This window comes from Streptomyces sp. NPDC027672, assembly GCF_055566335.1.
Map to the genome: position 1 here is coordinate 52894 of NZ_JBVHSO010000003.1, position 21779 is coordinate 74672.

General features: G+C 73.7%; 24 protein-coding genes. 10 read left to right on the top strand and 14 right to left on the bottom strand.

The features are described from left to right. Positions 1 to 375: 375 nt before the first annotated feature. The 5 genes from ACZ4SV_RS08570 to ACZ4SV_RS08590 form a co-directional block, all read right to left on the bottom strand. Positions 376 to 567, bottom strand: coding sequence for a hypothetical protein (locus ACZ4SV_RS08570; protein WP_365876849.1), 192 nt, complete (start codon positions 565 to 567; stop codon positions 376 to 378). Positions 568 to 817: 250 nt separating this feature from the next. Next, a complete protein-coding gene (locus ACZ4SV_RS08575; protein WP_468002577.1) occupies positions 818 to 1657 on the bottom strand; it encodes an inositol monophosphatase family protein in 840 nt (279 codons plus the stop codon). Next, complete coding sequence (locus ACZ4SV_RS08580) at positions 1654 to 2997, bottom strand: hypothetical protein (RefSeq protein WP_468002579.1); 1344 nt, start codon at positions 2995 to 2997, stop codon at positions 1654 to 1656. Before ACZ4SV_RS08580 ends, ACZ4SV_RS08575 begins: the two co-directional genes overlap by 4 nt. Continuing rightward, positions 2994 to 3743, bottom strand: coding sequence for an HAD family hydrolase (locus ACZ4SV_RS08585; protein ID WP_468002581.1), 750 nt, complete (start codon positions 3741 to 3743; stop codon positions 2994 to 2996). The genes ACZ4SV_RS08580 and ACZ4SV_RS08585 overlap by 4 nt, the downstream gene beginning before the upstream one ends. Further along, positions 3700 to 5235, bottom strand: a complete 1536-nt coding sequence (locus ACZ4SV_RS08590) for a mannitol dehydrogenase family protein (protein WP_468002583.1) — start codon at positions 5233 to 5235, stop codon at positions 3700 to 3702. The genes ACZ4SV_RS08585 and ACZ4SV_RS08590 overlap by 44 nt, the downstream gene beginning before the upstream one ends. Before the next feature lie 326 nt (positions 5236 to 5561). Here ACZ4SV_RS08590 and ACZ4SV_RS08595 point away from each other — a divergent pair, with 326 nt between their 5' ends. From ACZ4SV_RS08595 to ACZ4SV_RS08620, 6 genes are all read left to right on the top strand, one after another. Next, a complete protein-coding gene (locus ACZ4SV_RS08595; RefSeq protein WP_468002585.1) occupies positions 5562 to 6791 on the top strand; it encodes a PP2C family protein-serine/threonine phosphatase in 1230 nt (409 codons plus the stop codon). A gap of 58 nt (positions 6792 to 6849) precedes the next feature. After that, entirely contained in the window at positions 6850 to 7119 is a 270-nt protein-coding gene (locus ACZ4SV_RS08600) for a hypothetical protein (protein WP_365876837.1), read from the top strand. Between the two features lie 76 nt (positions 7120 to 7195). Then, complete coding sequence (locus tag ACZ4SV_RS08605; RefSeq protein WP_468002587.1) at positions 7196 to 7738, top strand: hypothetical protein; 543 nt, start codon at positions 7196 to 7198, stop codon at positions 7736 to 7738. Between the two features lie 122 nt (positions 7739 to 7860). Then, positions 7861 to 8772 carry a Rieske (2Fe-2S) protein gene (locus ACZ4SV_RS08610; RefSeq protein ID WP_468002589.1) on the top strand — a complete coding sequence of 304 codons (912 nt, stop codon included), beginning with the start codon at positions 7861 to 7863 and terminating at the stop codon, positions 8770 to 8772. A 37-nt stretch (positions 8773 to 8809) separates the two neighbouring features. Beyond that, positions 8810 to 9352, top strand: a complete 543-nt coding sequence (locus ACZ4SV_RS08615; RefSeq protein ID WP_468002591.1) for a DUF1360 domain-containing protein — start codon at positions 8810 to 8812, stop codon at positions 9350 to 9352. Between the two features lie 143 nt (positions 9353 to 9495). After that, on the top strand, positions 9496 to 10041 hold the full coding sequence (locus ACZ4SV_RS08620; RefSeq protein ID WP_468002593.1) for a hypothetical protein: 546 nt from the start codon (positions 9496 to 9498) through the stop codon (positions 10039 to 10041). A 112-nt stretch (positions 10042 to 10153) separates the two neighbouring features. On the opposite strand, the gene ACZ4SV_RS08625 is transcribed toward ACZ4SV_RS08620, so the two are convergent. Both ACZ4SV_RS08625 and ACZ4SV_RS08630 read right to left on the bottom strand, forming a co-directional pair. After that, positions 10154 to 11248 (bottom strand): carboxylate-amine ligase, encoded by a 1095-nt coding sequence (locus ACZ4SV_RS08625; RefSeq protein ID WP_397971366.1) that lies wholly within the window; start codon positions 11246 to 11248, stop codon positions 10154 to 10156. Between the two features lie 288 nt (positions 11249 to 11536). Next, entirely contained in the window at positions 11537 to 11797 is a 261-nt protein-coding gene (locus tag ACZ4SV_RS08630; protein WP_468002595.1) for a hypothetical protein, read from the bottom strand. A 250-nt stretch (positions 11798 to 12047) separates the two neighbouring features. Here ACZ4SV_RS08630 and ACZ4SV_RS08635 point away from each other — a divergent pair, with 250 nt between their 5' ends. Next, positions 12048 to 13025, top strand: coding sequence for a pyridoxal phosphate-dependent aminotransferase (locus tag ACZ4SV_RS08635; RefSeq protein ID WP_468002597.1), 978 nt, complete (start codon positions 12048 to 12050; stop codon positions 13023 to 13025). Positions 13026 to 13155: 130 nt separating this feature from the next. Here ACZ4SV_RS08635 and ACZ4SV_RS08640 read toward each other — a convergent pair whose 3' ends face one another. Further along, positions 13156 to 13719, bottom strand: coding sequence for a rhodanese-like domain-containing protein (locus ACZ4SV_RS08640; protein ID WP_468002599.1), 564 nt, complete (start codon positions 13717 to 13719; stop codon positions 13156 to 13158). Between the two features lie 76 nt (positions 13720 to 13795). On the opposite strand from ACZ4SV_RS08640, the gene ACZ4SV_RS08645 reads away from it, so the two are divergent. Further along, on the top strand, positions 13796 to 14077 hold the full coding sequence (locus tag ACZ4SV_RS08645) for a metal-sensitive transcriptional regulator (RefSeq protein ID WP_007492737.1): 282 nt from the start codon (positions 13796 to 13798) through the stop codon (positions 14075 to 14077). 36 nt (positions 14078 to 14113) lie between these two features. On the opposite strand, the gene ACZ4SV_RS08650 is transcribed toward ACZ4SV_RS08645, so the two are convergent. From ACZ4SV_RS08650 to ACZ4SV_RS08675, 6 genes are all read right to left on the bottom strand, one after another. Next, entirely contained in the window at positions 14114 to 14866 is a 753-nt protein-coding gene (locus ACZ4SV_RS08650; RefSeq protein WP_468002602.1) for a sulfite exporter TauE/SafE family protein, read from the bottom strand. Then, the gene (locus ACZ4SV_RS08655; protein WP_468002604.1) at positions 14863 to 15225 is read right to left on the bottom strand and encodes a rhodanese-like domain-containing protein; all 363 of its coding nucleotides are present in this window, start codon (positions 15223 to 15225) and stop codon (positions 14863 to 14865) included. The genes ACZ4SV_RS08650 and ACZ4SV_RS08655 overlap by 4 nt, the downstream gene beginning before the upstream one ends. Before the next feature lie 39 nt (positions 15226 to 15264). Further along, positions 15265 to 16641, bottom strand: a complete 1377-nt coding sequence (locus tag ACZ4SV_RS08660; protein ID WP_468002606.1) for an MBL fold metallo-hydrolase — start codon at positions 16639 to 16641, stop codon at positions 15265 to 15267. Between the two features lie 174 nt (positions 16642 to 16815). Continuing rightward, entirely contained in the window at positions 16816 to 17541 is a 726-nt protein-coding gene (locus ACZ4SV_RS08665; protein WP_468003370.1) for an FAD:protein FMN transferase, read from the bottom strand. Between the two features lie 34 nt (positions 17542 to 17575). Beyond that, a complete protein-coding gene (locus ACZ4SV_RS08670; protein ID WP_468002608.1) occupies positions 17576 to 18007 on the bottom strand; it encodes an FMN-binding protein in 432 nt (143 codons plus the stop codon). Positions 18008 to 18018: 11 nt separating this feature from the next. After that, positions 18019 to 19383: a ferredoxin reductase family protein gene (locus ACZ4SV_RS08675; protein WP_468002610.1), complete on the bottom strand. Its 1365-nt coding sequence runs from the start codon at positions 19381 to 19383 to the stop codon at positions 18019 to 18021. A gap of 172 nt (positions 19384 to 19555) precedes the next feature. On the opposite strand from ACZ4SV_RS08675, the gene ACZ4SV_RS08680 reads away from it, so the two are divergent. Then, positions 19556 to 20290, top strand: a complete 735-nt coding sequence (locus ACZ4SV_RS08680; protein ID WP_468002612.1) for a response regulator transcription factor — start codon at positions 19556 to 19558, stop codon at positions 20288 to 20290. After that, the gene (locus tag ACZ4SV_RS08685) at positions 20287 to 21711 is read left to right on the top strand and encodes a HAMP domain-containing sensor histidine kinase (protein WP_468002614.1); all 1425 of its coding nucleotides are present in this window, start codon (positions 20287 to 20289) and stop codon (positions 21709 to 21711) included. The genes ACZ4SV_RS08680 and ACZ4SV_RS08685 overlap by 4 nt, the downstream gene beginning before the upstream one ends. Positions 21712 to 21779: the final 68 nt, after the last annotated feature.

The window sequence follows — 21779 nt, forward strand, 5'->3', positions numbered from 1 at the left end:
ACTCCGGCGACGGCCTTACGCACCTGGCGATGGCCTTACGCACCTGGCGGCGGTCTCCGGCACTCGGCGGCGGTCCGGCCCGGTGACATCCGGCTGCCCGGAATGGCAACGGAGCTGGTCGGGGTCACCTCGGGACCCGGCGCGCCGGGCGTCGCCTGCTCGGCCGGGCCGGGGCTCTACAGCAGCGTTCCCGCCTACTCGGACTGGATTCGGAAGACCGTCAGGCACGACGCCGATCGCTGACGGAACCGGCCCGACAGGACACCTCGTAGGAGCAACCACCGCCTGGCTGGCCGCTTCCACGCGAGCGCCGCCGGCCCCGGACACACCGGACGGCCCCTCGCGGGGGCCGTCCGACCGGGTGTCGTAGAAGGCTCAGGGGTGATCGGGCTGCTGTGCCGGAGGCACGCCTCCGCCCTCTCCTCCGCCCTTGTCGCCCTTGTCCGTACCGTGCGGGTGACCGCTGACGCCGCCGCCCCCCTGGCCCGCCTTCAACTGGCGGCTGTCCTCGGGGGTGGCCGCGCCCTTGTCGTTGCGCCGTATCTCGGGTTGCTGCGGGTTGGGCATGCGTCCGACCTCCTCCTGATGTGCTTGCCCGGGCGATCCGATGGTGCTTGCTCCGGGCGATTGCCGGGTTCCCAGACAGGCGTGGGTAACGCACACACGTCCCACAAGTCGCGGGCTTCACGCCTGGGCGCGCGTCACTCCTTCGGCCATACTGCGGCTGCTGGCGCCACCGCCCGTCGATGCAACGGCCGTCGAGTAGCCCGGTGTGCGGATTCGCAAACTCCTGTACGAGGGGTCGCGGTGCGCGGCGTCATCGTGGTCCGGCCGACGGTTCCGGGATGGCTCCGGCCGCCGAGTAGACCGGGGCCAGAAGGGCCTGGAGGGAGTTCCACAGGGTCGGCGGAGCGGCCAGTACGTCACCGGTGCGGGGCAGGGCTCCGGGGGTGGGGCCGGTCAGGTCGCCGACCGTTCCGCCGGCCTGCTGGACCAGGAGGACTCCCGCGGCGCAGTCCCACGGTTGCAGCCCGGGTGCCCACAGGCCGTCCGCGCGACCGGTGGCGACCTGGGCGAGGGCCGCCGCCGCGCTGCCCCCGCGGCGCAGGTCGCGTACCCGGGGCAACAGGGCGCTGACCGCGGGGCCGGCCAGGGGGCGCTGTCCGGGGCGGCCGAAGTTGAGTTCCACCAGCGCGCGGGAGAGGTCGTGCTGGCGCAGGGGAGTGACCGGCGTACCGTCGGCGCTCGTGCGGGTGCCGGTCCGGGCCTCGGTCAGCAGGCCGAGGGCGGGCTCGACGACCACGCCGACGAGCGGCCGGCCGCTGTCCGCCTCGGCCGCGGCCACGCTGACCGCCCAGTCGGGCCGTCCGTAGAGGTAGTTGGTGGTTCCGTCGATCGGGTCGATGATCCACCGCACTCCGCTGCGGCCCTCGGTGGTCCCGCCTTCCTCGCCCAGGACCGTGTCGTACGGCCGGTGCTCGGCCAGCACGGCGCGTATCGCGTGCTCGGTGTCCCGGTCGGCCTGGCTGACCAGGTCGTCGGGGCCCGCCTTCTCCTCGACGAGCAGCCGGTGGGCGCGACCGCGCCAGGAGGCGGCGGTACGGGCACCGGCCCGAGCGGCGTCACGGGCGAGACTCAGCAGGTCGTCGAGGTTCACCGGTGTTCCTTCCGGAGGGCGTCCCAGGTGGCCTGCCCGCACACCGCCCGGGCGAGCGGGGCGAAGGGAACCGCCGCCAGGGACCGCAGACGGGCGGACGGCGCCCCGATCGTGTGGAGGGAGCGGCTGCCGAAGACGAGGTGGGCGGCCATGACGGCGAGCCAGGGCAGCAGGGCCGCCGCCGGGCGCGGCTGCCCGGTGAGGACCAGCGTCAGGAGTTGCAGGACGGCACCCGCGGCCACCACCGGAAGACGCCGCCCCGGCAGGAGGACCACCACCGCGGTCGTGACCGCGCCCAGGGCGGCGGCGACGAGGGCGTGTCCCGGCGAGGCGGGCGTGACGAGCAGGGATCCCGTCACGGCGGACGCCGTGCCCGCGACCAGCAGCGCCAGGTTCCACGGGGCGGCCCACGAGGTGCGCCGGCACAGCGGCGTCCAGTCGGCCGGGGCGGCGTCGGCATGCGAAGGCAGCCAGCGCACCAGCGCCAGCAGGTGCTCACGGGCCTGGTCGGCCCGCGCCGTCCATGTCAGCCTGCCGTGGTCGACGGCGGCGAACGCCAGGCTCTCCAGGACCCACCTGCTGGTGACGAAGGCGATCCCGAACGCCCACAGGGCCACGGCCGCGGACACCGCGAGCGCCGGGCGGCGGCCCAGGTCGACCGCGAGGGCCAGCCCGATCATGCCGCGGACCACGTAACCCGCGCCCACCACGATCCACAAGGCGACGACGGCCGGGCGGGCGGGGGGCGGGACCGACGCGGTCCGGCCGGTGCCCCTGGCGCGCAGGGCCTCGTAGACGACGGCCACGCCGAACACCGCCGCGGTCACCGCCGCGAGCATCCCGGACAGGCGCAGCCCCGGCAGCGCCAGGGCCAGGCCCGCGACGGCCGCGAGACGCACCACCGCGACCGCGCTGCTGGCGGTGACACGGTCCCGGACGCGCTCGACCGGTCCCGGCAGCCGCCCGCGGTCCCGTTCGGCGGGGTGGCGCTGGTCGGCGACGAACCCGCGGATGTCGTTCCACTGGTAGCGGGCGGGATAGACGAGCAGTTCCAGGGCTCCCCAGACGACCAGGGCGCGTACCACCGTCCGTCCCGTCGCGTCCGCGCCCGCGGCCACGGCCAGGACGAAGGTGAACGGCATGAGCAGCCCTTTGACGGCGTCCTTGGGCCGCGGCATCAGCAGGTATCCGGGCAGCGAGCGGGGCCGGGACGCGCCCGGCCGCCCGGCGCCGGGGCCGCGCCCGCCTCCGGGCGCGGGTGCGGGCAGGGCCCTTCCGGGCGGTGCCCGGAAGGGGGAGGCGGGCACCGTGAAGCCGTCCGTGCGCTCCACGCCGGTCATGTGGCCACCGGTACCGCGTCGCCGGTGAGGTCCGTGGCCAGCTCGCCCCAGCCGGACCGCACCCAGCCGGCCCCGGCGCCGTACAACTCCTCGGTCCGGCCGGGTCGTTCGTCCGCCGGTACGAACTGCACCAGGCCGGCGGTGGTGACGCCCGCCGCGACCGCGGACGCCACCCCGGTGGCGGAGTCCTCCAGGGCGAGCGCCTGGGCGGGGGCGACACCGAGCCGGGTCAGGGCGAAGCGGTAGACGGCCGGGTCGGGCTTGCTGGTGGGCACCGGCAGGCTGTCCTCCGCGCTGAACCGGCGGTCCCGCGGCAGCAGACCGTCCAGGCCGCTCGCGGTGAAGCAGGCGGCGAGCCGCGTCAGCGCGCTGGAGCTCACCACGGCGAGCCGGTAACGGCGGTCCAGCGCCGCTACGGCCGCCACCACATCCGGCCGGGGTCTGAGGACCCGCCTCAGGTAGGCCGTCACCTCGGTCTTCTCGCGCTCCACCCACTCCGCCAGCTCGGCGGCCGTCAGGCGGACGCCTTGCTGTCCGGCGAGGTCCTGGGCCGTGGTGCGGAAGTTCCTGCCCGTGGTGGTGCGCCGCAGGTGCCCGGGGGAGAAGTCCCCCGTCAGGCCGAAGCGGCGCGCGAAGTCCTGCGTCACCGCCGCGGAGGCGACGAACGCGGGCTCCTCGGAGGGGAACAGGGTGCCGTCGGCGTCAAGCAGCAGTGTCGTGACGCCGGCGAGATCGGGGATGCTCATGGGACTCCTGCGGTCGGGGGGTGGCGGAACGCACCGCGGACCGGACCGGCCGGGCCGGCGAGGAGAGTGCGGCGCGCAGACTCTTGCCGTCGGTGAACGCGCTGGCCAGGGCCGCGCGGATGACGGCGACGCCGTCGGTGTCACCGGCGAGGCCGCCGAAGACGTCCGTGACGACCAGCAGGGGCGCCGGGTCGTCGCCGCCCTGGAGGGCCGCCGCCCGCAGTTCGCCGGCGTGTGCGTCCTGTACGTCGATCGGGGCGCCGTCGAGCTCCGTCCCGCGCAGGTAGCGCATCCACGCGGCGACGGCGAAGGCGAGCCGGGCGCGGGGCCGGCCCTGGGCGTGCGCGGCGTGCAGGGAGGGCAGCAGGTAGTCGGGCATCTTGGTCGAGCCACGGCGGCACAGCCGGGCCAGCTGGTCCCCGATGCCGGGGTTGCGCAGGCGTTCCAGCACGGTGTCGCAGTAGGCGTACGGATCCATGCCCGGGACGCCGGCGGGCAGCAGCGGCGCGATCTCCTCGCGCATCAGGCGCCGGACGAAGTCGGCCACGGCCGGGTCGGCCAGGGCCTGGTCGGTCCTGCGGTGACCGGCCAGGTACCCGACGTAGCCCAGTGCGCAGTGGGTGCCGTTGAGGATCCGGCTCTTGATCAGTTTGTACGGTGCCACATCGTCCACGAAGAGCGCTCCGACGCGGTCCAACGGGGGCCGGTCGTTGCAGAAGTCGTCCTGGATCACCCACTGGGTGAACGGTTCGGTGATCACCGGCCAGCGGTCGCCCACCCGGAAGTCCTCCTCGACCCCGTCCCGGTCTCCCGGGCTCGTCACGGGGGTGATGCGGTCGACCATGCTGTCGGGGAACGAGACCCGTTCCGCTATCCACCGGGCCAGTGCGGGATCCTTCCGTCCGACCAGGGTCATGACCGCTTCGCGCGTGACGGCGGCGCTGTCGGGCAGGTTGTCGCACGACAGCACCGTGAAGGGGGCGTGGCGGGCGCGGCGGCGCCGGTCCAGGGCATCGACGATCAGACCGAACACCGAGTCGCGGGCCCGTCCGGGGTCGGCGGGGAGCGCGTAGCCGTCGGCGGTGATCGTCAGCGTCACCAGCCGGGTGCGCGGGTCGGCCAGCCGCGCTTCGACCCCGGCCCGGTCCTCGGTCAGCAGCAGGTACTCGACCATGCTCCCGATGACCTTCGCCGTGCTGTCGTCACCGTCGCGCTGGACCACGGTGAAGAGATTGTCCTGCGCGTCGAGGACCTGCCTCATCTCCGGCCGTCTCATTCCGACGCCGACGACTCCCCAGCGGGTGAAACCCAGTTCCGCCAACTCGTCGTAATAAACCTCCTGATGGGCCCGGTGAAAGCCGCCGACCCCGAAATGCACGATGGCGGGTTCGATCCGCCGCCGGTCGTAACCCGGCGTTTCCAACTGGCTGCTCGGTGACGCACCGAGTGTTCGGTTGTTCAAAGCGGGAGCAGTCCGGGGGGATTCTGACATCGCATACCTCGGTGAAGTGGTGCGTGCTTCTCCGTCGTCGCTCCGGCCTCACCTGCTGATGCGCGGAAGGATGCCATGCGGCTGGCTGCGGGGTGCGGCCGCCAGAGCTCCGGCGGACTGACGCGACGGTGGTGCGAAAGGCCCGAGTGAAGGAACTGGTCATGCCGTCGGGATGACGGCGGCGGTCGTTGTGGTCGGAGTACCGCCACTTGTACATCCGAAACGAGAAATTTGTCCGATTATGGGGAGGAGTGTTCCACCCGGTACGCCGGGGAGGGGTGAGAAGGTGAGGGAGGGCGCGGGGCGGCCGGTAAGAGGTGAGCGGGATGAGCGAGCGGCCAGGCATGCCGAGCGTGCTCACCGGGATGCTGAACGGCGGGCATCTGGTCGCGTTCGACCAGTTGCCGGGGCTGCTGGCCGAGCACGCGGCCCGTGGTGGCCTGGCCGGTGCCCGGATCTTCCTGGCCGACCTGCGGCAGGAGATCCTGCGGGAGGTCACCGGCCAGGGGATCGACGCCGGGGAGGGCGGCGAGGTCTACTCGGTCGACGGCACGCTGCCCGGCCACGCCTTCTCCACCACCCGGTCGCTGCCGGGCCCCGACGGGATCCCGCGCCGGTGGTGGGTGCCGATCCTGAACGGCACCGAGCGCCTCGGAGTCCTGCGCGTCGACCTGGCCGCGGGCGCCGATGTCGAGGAGCTGCAGACGTTGGCGTCCCTGGTGGGCCTCATGGTGGTCAGCAAACGGCCGCACAGCGACGCGCACGCCCGTCTGGTGCGCACCCAGGCGATGAATCTCGCCGCCGAACTGCAGTGGAACCTGATGCCGCCGCGCGCGTTCGCCAACCAGGACGTGGTGGTCGCCGCGGCGATCGAGCCGGCCTACGCCGTCGGAGGCGACGCCTTCGACTACGCGGTCGCCGGCGAGCAGGTGCACCTGGCCGTCTTCGACGCGATGGGACACAACAGCCGCGCCGGGCTGACGGCGAACCTGGCGGTCACCGCCTGCCGCAACCAACGCCGCCAAGGCGCCGACCTGATCACCACCGGGGAGCGGGTCGAGGCCAGTCTGATCGAGCACTTCGGCCACGACGCCTACGTCACCGCCGTCCTGGCCGACGTCAACATGCGCACCGGCCTCCTGAGCTGGGTCAGCCGCGGACACCACGCGCCGGTCCTCATCCGCGGCGGCCGCTGGACGACGACCCTGCGGTGCCCGCCGACCCATCCGCTCGGCACCGAACTGGGCCTGCGCGCCACCCTGTGCCGCGAGCAACTGGAGCCCGCGGACCGCGTCCTCCTCTACACCGACGGCATCACCGAGGCCCGCGACCGGTACGGCCGTGAATTCGGCCTCGACCAGTTCACCGACTTCATCATCCGCCACCACGCCGACGGCCTGTCCGTTCCGGAAACCCTGCGGCGGCTGATGCGCGCCGTCCTGGACCACCACGACGGGCAGCTCGCCGACGACGCCACCGTCGTCTGTCTGGAGTGGCACGGCCCGAGCCGCAACACCGAACTCCGCCCACCGCGCCGGCACGGCGGACACGGCTGACATCGCGGGAAGCCGGCGCGGTACCCGTCACGGCGGAGACCCACCCGAGGAGGGAAACGTGCCGCGGACCGACGACGAACTGCTCGCCTTCGACACCGGCGACCTGGAGGACTGGGACGAGGACCGCGCGCGAGCCGCCCTCGGCGGACGGCACGGCACCTTGTACCGCAACCACCTGCTCATCGCTCTGCACCTCGACTCCTGGGCGGAGGCCGAGGGACGCCGGACCGATGTCGACGCCCGCTACAGAGCCGGATACCGGCAGGCCCTCCAGGACCTGGCCGCGTATCTGAGAGAGACCTACTACCTGCCCCGCGACCCGGACTGAAGCCCGGTCGCGCCCGGCTCCGCGCTGATCCACCGCCCGCCTGCCGGCGGGTCCCGGCAACCGAAGGAGGCCACAGATGAACACCGCTCCGCATCCCGGCGTCGCCCGGCGCAGCCCGACAGGACGAAGCGCCGGCACGAGGCTGCTCGGCATCTATCTCAACGACCACCTCGCCGGCGCCACCGCCGGCACCGAACGCGCCGCCCGCCTGGTGCGCACCGCCCGCGCCTCCGCGCTGGGCCGCGCGCTCGCGCCCGTGGCGGCCGGGATCGCGCAGGACCGGGAAGCGCTGCTGGACATCATGCGGGACCTCGGCATCCCCGTGCGCCGCTACAAGGTGTGCGCGGGCTGGGCGGGCGAGAAGCTGGGACGGCTGAAGCCCAACGGGCACCTGGTACGGCCCTCACCGCTCGGCACCGTACTGGATCTCGAAGCCCTGCGGCTGGGAGTCGAGGGGAAGGCGGCCGGCTGGCAGACCCTGCGCCTGCTCGGCGCGAGCGACGAGCGCCTGGACCGTTCCCGGCTCGACACCCTGCTCGAACGAGCCCGGCAGCAGCAGGAGACGATCGAGGAGTGGCGCGTCCGCCAGGCCGAGGAAGCACTGTCCGGGACGGGCTGAGCGCCTCCGCAGTGAGCCGTCGTACGTGCGACACCGTCCGCCGTGGCGCGCGCTCACCCGGTGGACCGTCCCGGATGCCCCTGATCCGTTTGCCGTCCGCGCAGGTGGGGACCCAGCCGACCATGAGGATGACGCCACGCCGCCCACAGCTGCGGCAGAACCGTGTCCTGCGGCTGCTCGACCGCCTGGAGCGCGAGCCCAGGGCCGACGCGGTGATCGACGCGGTCCGCAAACGGGTGCAGGCCCTGCCGCTCGGCGACGCCCGGGACCTCCTGCACGGCAGGTGGCTGGGCCACCCGCTGCATCCGCTGATGGTGCAGGTGCCGATCGGTAGCTGGCTGTCGGCGGCGGTACTGGACCTGTACCCCCGCCGTTCCCGTGAGGCGGGCCTGCTGATCGGCGTCGGGCTGGTCTCCGTGGTGCCCGCGGCCCTGGCGGGCTGGGTCGACTGGGCGGAACTGCACCGCCGGCAGCAGCGGATCGGACTGGTGCACGCCCTGGCCAACTCGGCGGCCGTCGGCCTGTACGCCGCCTCGCTGACCCGCCGCGTCAAGGGGCGGCACGCGGCAGGCCGGGCCTACGGCTTCCTCGGGCTGACGACGGTCGCGCTCGGCGGCATGCTGGGCGGCCACCTGGCCTACCGCCAGGCATCCGGCGCCAACCACGCCGAAGCGGTCCCGTACCTCGTCACCGAGGGCTGGCACCGGATCGGAGCCGTGGCGGACTTCCCCGTCGACCGGCCCGCGCGGCGCAGCGTGGACGACGTCCCGGTCCTGGTCGTCCGGGAAGCCGGCGGGGCGGTCCACGCCCTGGCCGAGCGGTGCAGCCACCTCGCCGGACCGCTCTCCGAGGGCACGGTCAGCGACGGCTGCGTGAAGTGCCCCTGGCACGGCAGCGTCTTCCGGCTCTCGGACGGCTGGAACGTCCGCGGTCCCGCCACCGCGCCCCAGCCGGCCTTCGAGACCCGGATCACCGACGGCCACGTGGAGATCCGGCTGCGACCACAGGACAGTGACGGGCAGGCGCCGGACTAGGCCGGCGACCCACCGCGACACAGGGAAACGGGAGCTCATGGGAACCGCAGCTGACAGCCGCCTCGCACGACGTCTGCACGGGCTGCTGCAACGGACCCGACGGGAGTACGCGGCCGGGCACGACAGGCCGCTGGGCGGCTACCTCGCCGCCATGACGGGCTTCGCCGCGTACACGACGGCCTGGGCCACCGCCGTACGGCTGCGCGGCCGGCCGCTGCCCGACCGGCCCGAGCCGTGGGACGTGGTCCTGACCTCGGTCGCCACGTTCCGGCTCAGCCGACTGCTGACCAAGGCATCGGTCACCAGCCCGCTGCGCGCCCCCTTCACCCGGTACGTCGGCCCGCAGGGCCCGGCCGAGCTGCACGAGGAGGCACAGCCCGAGGACGGCAAGCACACCGTCGGGGAACTGGCCACCTGCCCCTTCTGCATGAGCGTCTGGGTGGCCTCCACCCTGACCGCCGGCCAGCTTCTGTGGCCGCGCGCGACACGCACCGCGATGGGCGCGCTCGCCGCTCTGGCCGGGGCGGACACGCTCCAGTTGGCGTACAGCTCGCTGGTCGAGAAGACCACCGGGGACTGACCCGCCGGCGGAACGCGGCGCGGGCAGCCAGGGTGCTCGCCTCTCCGGAGAGTGTCGGGCGGACGGCCACGCGAGAAGGCACGCCTGGTCGGGAGGCACCGGACGCGCGGGTGAAGGCGGTGCCGGTGGGTACCCGCCGGGGCATGCTCAAGCGCGCACTGTGGCAGGGACTGCTCGCCGGCACCGCCGGCGGCATCGTGATGACGTGCGGTGAGAAGATCGAGCAGGCCGTCACCGGCCGGCCCGACTCCCATGTGCCGGCACGGGTCCTCCAGCGGCTGACCGGCCTGCCCGAACGTCCCGGCAGGCAGCCGTTGCCGGTCAACTGGGCCATGCACTACGGCCAGGCCGCCGTCCTCGGAGTGCTGCGGTCGGTCATGGCCCAGGCCGGACTGCGCGGACCGCTCGCCTCCGCCAAGTTCACCGTCGTCCGCCTCGTCAACGACCAGATCCTGGAGAACGCGACGGGCGTCGGCGCCCCGCCCGGCACCTGGCCCCGCCGGGAACTCGCCGTGGACCTCCTCCACAAGGCCGTCTACGCCTTCACCGCCGGCGCCGTAGCCGATGCCCTCGCCGACCGCGGCGGACCCGGCCCCGGACAGCGTCACGCCGCCGCCCGACCCGGTCGCCACGCCGACTCCGGCCCTCTGGCCCGCGAGCACGCGTACGGGCCAGGGGGCGGCGGCTGAGCGGGCTCCGGGCGAACGGGCCCACGGGCTGCCAGGCGGCGGCTGAGCGGGCTCGGGTGACGGGCCCACGGGCCGGGGGGCGGCAGATGGCGGGTTCGTGGCGGCGGGCGCGTCAGGGCATGGTGCTCCTGTCGAGGATCAGGTCCGTGACGGCGGACAGGCCGCCCTGGGCCAGGGCGGCGCGCTGCCGGTCGGCGCCGGTGCCGTTCTGCAGGAGCCGGTGGACGAGGGCCGTCACCTGCCGGCTGTCACCGGAGGCGTCGAGTGCGGGGGCGACGTGGCGCAGCAGCTCGTACAGCATCTCGCCGGCCCGGCGCTGCCGGCCGCCGGGATCGACCAGGGTGCCGCTCAGTCCGTGCCGGGCGGCGTGCCACATACTGGCCTGCAACAGCTCGGGGTCGCAGTCGAGCGCGGGAGCACGGGCGGCGATCTCGGCCAGTGCCGTCTCCACGAGGGCCCGGACGAGGCCCGCGAGCATCACCGCGTCGTCCGGGCGCAACTGCACGTCCAGGCACCGGATCTCGATGGTGGGGTACCGCGCCGACAGCCGGACCTGCCAGTACAGCTGACCGGTGTCCGAGATCAGACCGCTGTCCAGCAGTTGCCGCACGCGCCGGTCGTAGTCGGCGATGTCGGCGAAGTGCGGGGGGATGCCGCTGACCGGCCAGCGGCTGAAGATCACGGTGCGCCAGCTGGCGAAGCCGGTGTCGTGGCCGTCCCACAGCGGGGAGTTCGCGGACAGGGCGGTGAGGGTGGGCAGCCACACCCGGATCCGGTTCAGGACCTGCACGCCGGTCTCCCGGCTGGGGACGCCGACGTGCACGTGCATGCCGTTGACCAACTGCTCCGCCACGAGCTGGGGCGCCTGGGTGAGCATCGCCCGGTACCGGGCCTGGTCGGTGACGGCCACGGGGTGGCCGTGGCGCAGCGGGGGAGTCGCGCAGGCCGCGATCCGGCAGCCGTGGGCCTCGGCGGCCGCTCCCAGGGCGTGCCGCAGCCGGAGCAGGTGCCCGCCGACCTCCTCCAGCGTGCCGCACACCGGGGTGGCCACCTCCACCTGCGCCTGCAGCAGCTCGCAGTGCACCTCCTGGTCGGCCACGAGACTCCCCAGGCCGGCCGCGGCCCGCACCTTGTCCACCAGCGGCACCGGCAGGCCCGTGACCGGGTCGAGCAGCAGGTACTCCTCTTCCACACCGATCGTCGTCATCGATCACCTTCTGTTCCGCCCGGCCGCGCTGCCGGACCGGCTCCCGATGCGCCTCGGCGAGGACTCGTCGGGGAGGGTCACTCGCGGTGCCCGAGTGCCGCACCCGCATCGCGGTAAACCGTCGACCCACCGCGGTCGCGGTCACCGTTGCGGTTGCGGTTGCGGTCACCGACGCCGACGCCGACGAGCGCGGCGCGGGTCTGCCGGCGACGTATCCCGCCGGCAGACCCGCGCCGCGCACCGCGACCCGAGCGGATCCCCCGCCCGGACGCCCCCTGCGCCGACCACTCAGTGGTGGCCGGAGGACCCCCGTCCTACACCGGACCCCGCAGCCATATCCCACGACACGGCCTGGACACCGGGGTGGGGCCGGGTGGGAGCCATCGCCTCGGCGGCCTTGACGGCCTTTGCCATGGCGGAGAGGTGGGTGACGTCGGTGCTGCGGCGGATGTGGGAGAACTCGTAGCGCTCCTCGGCCCGCGCGTGCTCCTGCACCTCGGCGCGCAGCCGCATCAGCCGGGGCAGGAACTCGGGGTCGTCGGTGTCCATGTCGTTTAGGACGGTGGGTGACGGCCGGCGGCCGGCAGGCGCCGGCCTTCACCACCTACATCCGCAACACCGCTCGCAGGTCCATGCTCCGCAAAGCGCCGCTCCCGCAACGGCTGACCACCGGCAGCCGGCTCCGGCTGCGCGGCGGCACACTCACCCGTGCCACGTCGTCGGAGGAGCGCACCGAACGGATCACCACGGGGCAACTTCCCGATGTCCTGGAGGAGTTCGGCATCACGCTGACGCCCCCGTGGCCGTCAGTCAGAGCGGCACGCGGGCCGCCATGGCGGACTTCGGCCGCCTGCTGCTCGGCGACGGCCGGACACCGGACGCGGCACCCACGGCGCTCGTCCCCGCACCGGGCTGGGACTACGGAGGCGTACTCGCCCCGCTCGGCTACCGACTGCTTCCCTACGGCCTGCGTCCCGCCCGGGGCTGGCAGCCCGACGCCGCGGAGATAGCGTCGCTACTGGATGGCGCGGGACGCGGTTCCCTGCTCGTCCTCAATCCACAGCACAACCCCACCGGCACCGACTGGGCGGCCGGCACGGTCAGGAGCATCGCCGGGGCGGCCGTCACACACCGTGCGGCGGTCCTGCTCGACGACGCGTACTGCGCGGTCCACGCTCCCGGCGAGCCGCCCACCAACGCCCTGCGTATCCTCCTGGAGGAGACGCGGCGGGGCGCGATCCCGTGGCTGGCCACCCGGACCCTCGGCAAGCAGTTCCCCTGCAACGGCTGGGGGATCGGGGCCCTCACCGCCCCACCGGCGACCCTGGCCGGTCTGGCCCGGGTCACGCAGGAGCGTTCCTACGGGTGCGCGCTGCCCCTGCAGGCGGCGATGGCCGCCTGGCTGCGGACCGACGAGCCCGAGGCGTTCGTGGACCGCCTGAGGTGTGCGTACGCCGTGGCCCGGCGGCAGGTCGCCATGCGCCTGCGGGACGGTCTCGGCTTCCCGGCGGACGCCGTGCACCCGGGAACGTGCACCGCCTACCTGCGGTTCCGGGTGCCGCCACGGTTCGCGCGGGACGGCTCGGAGGTCCACTACCGGCGACTGTGCCTGACGGCCGGGGTCCTGCCGGGGGCGGGCAGCATGACCGGCTCGTACGGACTCCCGGGCCGGCCGGACGGCTCGGCGGAGGCGTACGTGCGCCTCTTCCTCGGACAGCCGGCGTCCGTACTCGACGAGGCCCTGGACCGGCTGGCCCGGGCGGGACTCGGCTGGTGAGCCGCCGGCACGTCCGCCGCAGCCGTCGCCGGCAACATGCCCGCGACGGCTCGATCCGCACGCGGCTGCCGGGCAGCCGTCACCAAGGCTTCGCCTGATACCCCGGTACGGTCGCCGCGCGGTCGGGGTGTCAGCCGGTCAGGGCGGCGAGGGTGGCGTCCAGGTCGGCGGCCTTGGCCTGGTTGTGGGGCAAGGCGGCGAGGATCCTGGCCATGCCGCAGGTATCGGTGAGGGCGGAGAACACCAGACCGCCGGCGACACCCGCGGAGAGCCAGCGGGCCGCGTTCCAGCGTCGTCCGGCGAGGAGACCGGTCAGGACGAGGGATCCGGCGGCGAGGCGGACCTGACGGTCCATGGCCCAGCCGGTGCGGGCGCCGGCGGGGCGGTGGATGTCGTGGCCCTGCTGCGTCCAGGCGGTGGTGCCGCCGGTGAGGGTGGCGGCGGTGACGCCCTGGTCGGCCAGGCGCCGGCAGGCGGTCATGGAGCGGGCACCGGAGGCGCACACCAGGAGGAGGTCGCCGCGGTCCGCGGCGGCTTTCAGGGCGGGCAGGGCCGTATCGAAGTGGTCGAGGGGGACGTTGTGGGCGCCGGGCAGGTGGCCGGAGGCGAATTCGCCGGGGGAGCGCACGTCGATGACGGTCAGCTCCTGGAGACGGGCGTTGACCTGATCGACGGTGAGGGCGGTGGGTGCCACGGGGACTTTCCTTCGCATGGTGGGAGTCAGCCCTTCGGTACGATACCCGCCGGGGTATCTCGAAGGAGTGTGGGCTGTGGAACTGGCGATGGCGGCTGAGGAACTGAAGACGGTGGTCAACCGGCTGCGCCGGGCGCAGGGCCAGATCGCCGGTGTGATCAAGATGATCGAGGAGGGACGGGATTGTGAGGACGTGGTCACGCAGCTCGCGGCGGCCTCCCGGGCTCTGGACAAGGCGGGTTTCGCGATCATCGCGACCGGTCTGCAGCACTGCCTGACCGACGCGGACATGGCCGCTTCCGGTGACCGGGAGGAGATGCGCACCCGGCTGGAGAAGCTGTTCCTTTCGCTGGCCTGACCCTGGTCCGTGCCACCCGGTCGCCCGCCCGGCCTGTCAGGTGAGAGCGTCGACGAGCATGAAGGCCGCCACGGTCAGCAGCACGACGGCGAAGGCGCGCTGCAACAGGGCGCCGGTGGCCTTGGCGGCCAGGCGTTTGCCGTCCCACGCGCCGAGGACCGCCGCCCCGGTGAAGGGGCCGATCACGGCCCAGTCGATGCCCGCGGTGGTGGCGCCGCGTGTGGCCAGGGCGGCCAGCGAGTTCACCGAGATGACCAGCAGGCTGGTGCCGACGGCGGCCCGCATCTCGAATGCCAGCACGGTGACCAGGGACGGGACGGCGAGGAAGCCGCCCCCGACGCCGAGCAGACCGGTCAGCGCGCCCAGTCCCGCGCCGGTGCCGACCGCCTTGACGGGCCTTGCCCCGCCGGCCGCCGGGCCGGTGGCGGCGCGGCCGGGGCGGAGCATCCTCACGGCGCTGAGCGCGGCGACGGCCGCGAACGCCGCGGTCAGCACGGGCTGGGGCAGACGCGATGCGGCGGCTCCGGCTGCGGCGGCGGGCAGGAGTCCGGCCGCCGCGAACAGGGCGCCGGCTCTCCAGCGGACGTCGCCGGTGCGGGCGTGGGCGTACAAGGCGGTGAGCGAGGTGGCGGTGACGATGATCAGGCTGGCGGTGGTGGCGGCCGCCGGGGTGAAACCGAGCAGGTAGATCAGCGCCGGGACGGCCAGGACGCTGCCGCCCCCGCCGAGCGCGCCGAGCGCGATTCCGACCACGGCCCCCGCGATCAGGGCCAGGATCAGCGCGCTCACGCTATGACACCGCCGTTGCCGCCTCGGACGGTGACCGGCAGGCCTGTACGTGCCCAGGCGGTCATGCCGCCGGTGATGTCCGTGGCCTGGACGCCGTGTCCGGCCGGCAGCCCGGCTGCCTGCCGGGAGCGGTGACCGGCGCGGCAGACCGTGGCTACCGGCCCGTCCTGCGCGGCTGCCGGGAGCGATGTCCCTGCTGTCAGGCGGGAAAGGGGCGGGTGCAACGCGCCGGGCGCGGACCCGGCGGCCCGCTCCGGTGTTCCGTGGACGTCCGGCAGGACGGATGTGCCCTCGCCGGTCTGCTGACGGACCTGCTCGGGGCTGAGGCGGCCGGGGCCGCGGCGGAGAAGCGAAAACATCGATGGATCACTTTCGTGCGGGTGGCGCGGAGGAGCGTGTCAGCGGGTGCCGACGGGTCGGGTGAGGGGCAGCCCCGCCTCGGCGGCGGCGTCGAAGCCGTCGTCGACGGCGACCACATCGCGCCCGGCGGCGTCCAGCAGGGAGGCGGCGACCGCCGCGCGCATCCCGCCGGCGCAGTGCACCCACACCACACCGTCCGGCACCTCGCCGATGCGGCCGTGCAGCTCGTGGACCGGGATGTGGACCGAGCCGTCGACGTAACCGCCCGCACGCTCCACGTCCCGGCGCACGTCCAGGACGACCATGTCGTCGCCGCGTTCACGGGCATCGGCGAGGTCGGCGAAGCGGGCACGCGGGAAGGAGACGAGCTGCTCGCTCTCACGGACCCAGGCGGCCGGGTCACCGGTGGCGGCGGCGGTCGGGCGGTCGATGCCCACCCGCGCCAGTTCCCGTTGTGCGGCGCCGATCTGTTCCGGGGTCTCGGCCAGCAGGGTGACGGGCTTGCCCCACGGGATCAGCCAGGCCAGGTAGGTGGCCAGTTTGCCTGTGCCCTCGAAGTTGAACGATCCGGCCACGTGTCCCTCCGCGAAGGCCATGCGGCTGCGCAGGTCCACCACCCACTCGCCCGCGGCCAGCCGGGAGGCGATCTCCTCGGCGTCCGCACGCCGCGGCGGGGTGAGGTCGACCGGCGCGGGACCTGCCGCGTTGGCCGGGCCCATGTGCGCGTAGTACGCGGGTACGTCGTCCAGCCCCGCGAGCATCCGGGTGACGAAGGTGTCCACGTCCAGGGTCAGCGCGTCGTTGGTCCCGCGCTCCCTGCCGATCGTGCTCGCGTCGCCCCCGGCCTCGGATGAGGAGCAGAAGCTGCCGAACCCGTGGGTGGGCAGCACCGGCACGTCGTCGTCCAGCTCGTCGGCGAGCCGGTGGGCGGAGGCGTGCTGGGCGCGGGCCAGTTGCTCGGTGAGCCGCGGCTCGACCAGATCCGGGCGGCCCACGGTGCCGATCAGCAGCGAACCGCCGGTGAACGCCGCCACGGCGCGCCCGTGCTCGGTCAGGGCGTAGGAGGTGTGGTGCGGGGTGTGCCCCGGGGTGGCGATCGCGCGCAGCACCAGGCCCTCGTCCACCGACACCGTGTCGCCGTCGGCGACGGGGGTGCGGGCGAACGCCACGTGCGCCCCGGCCGGCACCAGGTACCGGGCGCCGGTGACGCGGGCCAGCTCCAGGCCGCCGGTGACGTAGTCGTTGTGCACATGGGTCTCGGCCACGTACGCGATGCGCACCCCGCGGCGGGCCGCCGCGGCGATGACCCGGTCGATGTCGCGCGGCGGGTCCACGACCACCGCGGCGTTGCTTCCGCCGGCCAGATAGCAGCGGTTGCCCAGGCCCTCGAATTCCAGGGTGTCGACGAAGAACACGACTCACGACTCCTTTCGGATGGTGTACCCCCGGGGGTATCTGGCGCCCACCCTAACAGGAATACCCCGGGGGGTATCTCGCGGCTGGAGACCACCCGCTCAAGGCACCGCCCGGCACCTCACAGGCACGCGGCGGGCACGGAGCGCCGGGCGCGGATGACGCCGTGACGCACGTCATGAGCCGTAGCGGCTGAAACCCGGAGACCGCCATTCCCGGCCGTCGGGCAGGATCGCGAGTGCTTCGTAGCCGTCCAGTGTTCTCAGCCACTCCGGTGCCTCGTGGCCTCGGGCGAACGCGGCGGTGGCGTAGGCGTCGGTCATCGTCAGGCGGGGCCCGACGAGGGTGAGAGAGGCGAACGTATGGGCAGGTCCGCCGTGGTGCGGGTCGACGATGTGGGCGCCGCGTTCGGCGGTGCCGGAGGTGGCGACGGCCAGGTCGTGCCCCACGGTGATGACGGTGGCCAGCCGGCCGGGGCGCAGCGGGTGGGCGATGCCGATGCGCCACGGCGTACCCGGGCCCGCCGGGCCGCGGAGTTGCAGGTCGCCTCCGCCGTTCACGCAGGTGTGGCGCGCCCCCGCGTCGTAGAGGAGCTGGGACGCTTTTTCGGTGGCCCAGCCCTTGACCAGCCCAGAGGGGTCGAGGGTTCCCGCGGCGACCGTGCTGAACCAGCCGTCGCTGGTGGACGTGGCCTGAGCGCACAGGGACAGGACTTCGCGGACTTCGGGCGGGCAGTCCTCCAGCCGGGTCTCGCCGCGGCCGAGACGGCTGATGTGGCTGTCGGGCCGGTAGGTGGAGAACACCGCATCGACCCGGTGGAGGTGGTCCACGGCCTCGGCAAGGGCACGGCGGATGGCCGGGGTCGGCCGGTCCCGGATGTCGAAGGAGAAGACCGTGCCCATGACGTGCTCGACGTGGCGCAGCCTGGTCGCGGCCTCAGGCACGGGCCTGGTCCAGGGCGCTCTGGAGGGACTGCATGTAGCCCTGGCTGGTGTAGCTGGCTCCGGAGACGGCGTCGATGTCCGCGCTCTGGGCGCCGATCGCTTCCTGGGTGAGGCGGGGCAGGGCGTAGGAAGTGATCTCCTGGTCACGGCCGTTCTCGTCCGGGGCGTGCAGGACCCGGACGGCGGTGATCCTTCCCTTGGCGAGGGTGGCGGCGACCTGCACGGTGCCGTACCGGGTGTCGACGGGATCGCCGGTGAACGTGCCCGTCCCGGTGGCGGGGCCCGGCGAGGTGCCTGCGGGAGGGGACGAGGCCGGGGAACGGGAAGCCGTCCCGGCGAGGGCGGGGAGCTGGTGGGGCTTGAGAGCGAGCAGGGCGACGATCAGGGTGCTGATCCCGGTGGTGGCGAGGACGGCTCGGCGCATGGCGGTTCTCCTCAGAACGCGAAGGACTCGTGGTGGATGCGCCGGGCCGGGACCCCGGCAGCGCGCAGGGCCCCGATCGCGACCCGCGTCATGCCGGGCGGGCCGCAGAGATAGACGTCGTGCGCGGCCAGATCCGGGACCAGGGCGCCGAGAGCCTGGGCGGTGAGCGGGCAGGAGTGCCCGGCCGGTTCGTCGGCGATGTAGTGCACGGCCGCCCCGCGGCGGGCGGCGATCTCGTCGAGCTCACCCCGGAGGGCGAACTCGGCGGCGCGGCGGGCCCGGTAGACGAGGGTCACCTGGCCCGGCAGCGTCTCGAAGAGCACGCGCAGGGGGGTGATGCCGACCCCGCCGGCCAGGAGCAGGACCTTGGGAGCGGTACGGCGGCGCGCGGTGAGGGCGCCGTAGGGTCCCTCGGCCCACACCCGGGTGCCGGGCCGCAGCCGGGCCAGGGCGGCGCTGTGCCCGCCCGCGGTCTTCACCGTGATCCGCAGGTGGCCGGGGTGGGCGGGGGCGGAGAGGGAGTAGGGGTTCGCGGCCCACCACGCTCCGCGGGTCAGGAAACGCCAGCGCAGGAACTGCCCCGGCTCGCCCCCGAGCTCGTCGAGGTGCCGGCCGGTGAGATGGACGGAGACCACGCCCGGTGCTTCGGGGCGGACCGCGGCCACGCGCAGGCGGTGGCGCAGCCCTCGGCGGACGGGGACGGCGAAGCGGTACCAGGCGACCAGGACCGCGACGCCGAGGAAGAGCGTGTACCAGGCCGCCTGCGCGAGCCGGTTGCCGACGAAGTCCGCCCCGTTGGAGAGCTGGTGGCCGAAGGTGAGGAAGACCGCCAGATAGGTCGCGAAGTGCAGATAGTGCCACGCTTCGTAACTGATCCTGCGGCGGGCGGCGCGGGCGGACAGGATCCCCGTGGCCACGAACAGCAGGAAGCCGGCCGTGCCCTTGAGCAGGTCGGGGTAGTGGAGGACGAGTGCGGAGGTCTGGCTGACCACGTCCGTGCGGGAGGCCAGCGAGTAACCCCAGATGATCAGCAGCGCGTGGGCGAGGGAGAGGGAGACGGTGCAGCGGCCGCCCCAGGCGTGCCAGCGGGCGAGCCGGTCGGTGCCGACAGTGTGGTCCAAAAGCGGTATCCGGGCCATGAGGAGCAGCAGGACCGCGCAGGCGTACCCGGCCAGCAGGCCGGTGATGCGTCCCGCGCCGGTGAGCCAGCCCACGGGGCCGACCACCGAGGCCGTGTCACTCCACCACAGGGCCAGCACCCCCGCGGCGCCGGCCCAGATCGCCGGCGGGAGCAGGAACGGGACGAGGCCGCGGCGCGGGCGCCGGTGGCGCATCCCGCGACTCTCGTACGTCGTGACGGTGAACGGCGTGGTCATGAGGCTCCTCCGGGATCGCGCACGCTCCGGCGATGGGCGGCCAGCCTCACAGCCCAACCTCTGTGTACCTTCTGAAACAGCCCCGCCGATCGCTCCGAGCACCCGATTCAGAGGAAACTCAGAGACACCCCCGCCCCTGCCGTGGCCCGCGCCGGGGGATGCTGAAGGAACCATGGAAGAGCCGCGTACACCACCGCTTCTGCACCGCCCGGACGGAGATGCCGTGCGCATCCTCGTCGTCGACGACGAACCCGATGTCACCGATGTGCTGGCCGGGGTCGTCACCGGTGAGGGCTGGCAGGTGCGCACCGCGGGCGACGGCGCGACCGCGCTGGCGACGGCCCGCGATTTCCGGCCCGACGCGGTGGTCCTGGACTGGATGCTGCCCGACCTGGACGGGCTCCAGGTCCTGCGGGCCCTCCGACGTGAGATGCCCGAGGTGTGTGTCCTGTTCCTGACCGCCCGCGACGCGGTCGAGGACCGCATCGCCGGGATCACCGCGGGCGGTGACGACTACGTCACCAAGCCCTACAGCCTGGAGGAAGTCCTGGCCCGGCTGCGCGGGCTGCTCCGTCGGGCCGGCATGACCACGGGGCCGGGCACGAACCGGCTCACCGTCGGGGACCTCACCATGGACGAGGAAGCCCGGGAGGTCCGGCGCGGCGGGGCTGTCGTCGAGCTGTCCCGCACCGAGTTCGAACTCCTCCGGTTCCTCATGCGCAACCCGCGCCGGGTCCTGTCCAAGGACCAGATCCTCGACCGTGTCTGGGCCTACGACTTCGGCGGCCGCGCCCATATCGTCGAGCTCTACATCAGCTATCTGCGCAAGAAGATCGACGCCGGCCGCACCCCGATGATCCACACCGTGCGCGGTGTCGGTTACGTCCTCAAGCCGGACGTCGCGTGAGGCGCCCGCCGCCGCGCACGCTGCGCGGTCAGCTCACCGTCGGTCTGGTCGCCCTGCTCGCCCTCGCCTGCCTCGCCGTCGGCATCACCACCGCCCTCGCCCTGCGGGGCTTCCTCATGGGGCGCCTGGACGAACAGCTCACCGCCTCCGGCGGCCGGTTCGCCGCCAGCCTGGAACACGAGGCCCGGCCCGACACCGACAACCGGCCCGACACCCGGGGCCAGGCCGAGGGGACCTTCGGCGCACGCCTGCTGGACGGCACCGTCACCCAGGCCGCCGTCGTCGACGAGGCCGCCGACCGCTCCCTCCGGCTCACCACCGAGGACCGCCACACCCTGGCGGGAATCCCGGTGGACGGCAGCGGGCACAGCATTCGCCTGTCCGGTCCGGGCAGGTACCGCGTCACGGCCGTCCGGGGCGACGACCGGGACACCCTGCTCACGGGCCTGCCCCTGCACCCGGTGGAAGAGACGGTCCACCGCCTCGAAGCGGTCGAAGCGCTGCTGTTCGGTGCCGCGCTGCTGGCGACCGGCATCGCGGGGGCCGTGTGGGTGCGGATCTCCCTGCGGCCCCTCCAGAAGGTCACCGCCCATGCGGCGGAGGTCGCCGGGCTGCCCCTCGCCAGCGGCGACATCGCCATGCCCGGCCCTCTTCCCGACGCCGACCCGCGCACCGAGGTCGGCCGGGTCGGCACCGCCCTCAACCACATGCTCGGCCACATCGAAGACGCCCTCACCCGCCGGCAGGCCAGCGAGGAGCGCCTGCGGCACTTCGCCGCCGACGCCAGTCACGAACTGCGCACCCCGGTCGCCAACATCCGCGGCCACGCCGAACTCGCCCTGCGCCACCACGGGCGCGTCCCCACCGAGGTCCGCCACGCCCTGGAACGCATCGGCAGCGAATCACAGCGCATGACCCGGCTCGTCGACGACTTGCTGCTCCTCGCCCGGCTGGACGCCGGACGGCCCCTCGAACAGGAACCGGTCGACCTGACCCTGCTGATCCTGAACGCGACGGACGACGCCCGCGCCGCCGGCCCCGGCCACCACTGGCTCCTCGACCTCCCCGAGGAACCGGTCACCGTCACCGGTGACGCCCACCGCCTCCAGCAGGCCATCGGCAACCTCCTCGCCAACGCCCGCACCCACACCCCGCCGGGCACCGACGTGACCGTCTCCCTCACCGCGGAGCGGACCGGCGTCCGGGTGGACGTGTGTGACAACGGCCCCGGCATACCCGACGAACTCCAACCCGAAGTCTTCGGCCGTTTCGTCCGCGGCGACCACGCCCGCTCCCGCAGGACGGGAAGCACCGGGCTGGGCCTTGCCATCGTCCAAGCCGTCATCACCGCCCACGGCGGAACCGCGACCGTCAGCAGCCGCCCCGGACACACCACTTTCCGCCTCGCGCTCCCCGGCTGAACCGTACGGTTCAGCCAACACGCCGATAGAACGGCGCGCGAAGGGCCCTGGCTTCGTCCCTCCGCCCT

Coding starts and splice junctions, on each gene's coding strand:
- ACZ4SV_RS08570 (WP_365876849.1), bottom strand. CDS start 567: ATGCCCAACCCGCAGCAACCCGAGATACGGCGCAACGACAAGGGCGCG.
- ACZ4SV_RS08580 (WP_468002579.1), bottom strand. CDS start 2,997: ATGACCGGCGTGGAGCGCACGGACGGCTTCACGGTGCCCGCCTCCCCC.
- ACZ4SV_RS08585 (WP_468002581.1), bottom strand. CDS start 3,743: ATGAGCATCCCCGATCTCGCCGGCGTCACGACACTGCTGCTTGACGCC.
- ACZ4SV_RS08590 (WP_468002583.1), bottom strand. CDS start 5,235: ATGTCAGAATCCCCCCGGACTGCTCCCGCTTTGAACAACCGAACACTC.
- ACZ4SV_RS08595 (WP_468002585.1), top strand. CDS start 5,562: ATGAGCGAGCGGCCAGGCATGCCGAGCGTGCTCACCGGGATGCTGAAC.
- ACZ4SV_RS08605 (WP_468002587.1), top strand. CDS start 7,196: ATGAACACCGCTCCGCATCCCGGCGTCGCCCGGCGCAGCCCGACAGGA.
- ACZ4SV_RS08610 (WP_468002589.1), top strand. CDS start 7,861: ATGAGGATGACGCCACGCCGCCCACAGCTGCGGCAGAACCGTGTCCTG.
- ACZ4SV_RS08615 (WP_468002591.1), top strand. CDS start 8,810: ATGGGAACCGCAGCTGACAGCCGCCTCGCACGACGTCTGCACGGGCTG.
- ACZ4SV_RS08620 (WP_468002593.1), top strand. CDS start 9,496: ATGCTCAAGCGCGCACTGTGGCAGGGACTGCTCGCCGGCACCGCCGGC.
- ACZ4SV_RS08625 (WP_397971366.1), bottom strand. CDS start 11,248: ATGACGACGATCGGTGTGGAAGAGGAGTACCTGCTGCTCGACCCGGTC.
- ACZ4SV_RS08630 (WP_468002595.1), bottom strand. CDS start 11,797: ATGGACACCGACGACCCCGAGTTCCTGCCCCGGCTGATGCGGCTGCGC.
- ACZ4SV_RS08655 (WP_468002604.1), bottom strand. CDS start 15,225: ATGTTTTCGCTTCTCCGCCGCGGCCCCGGCCGCCTCAGCCCCGAGCAG.
- ACZ4SV_RS08665 (WP_468003370.1), bottom strand. CDS start 17,541: ATGGGCACGGTCTTCTCCTTCGACATCCGGGACCGGCCGACCCCGGCC.
- ACZ4SV_RS08670 (WP_468002608.1), bottom strand. CDS start 18,007: ATGCGCCGAGCCGTCCTCGCCACCACCGGGATCAGCACCCTGATCGTC.
- ACZ4SV_RS08675 (WP_468002610.1), bottom strand. CDS start 19,383: ATGACCACGCCGTTCACCGTCACGACGTACGAGAGTCGCGGGATGCGC.
- ACZ4SV_RS08680 (WP_468002612.1), top strand. CDS start 19,556: ATGGAAGAGCCGCGTACACCACCGCTTCTGCACCGCCCGGACGGAGAT.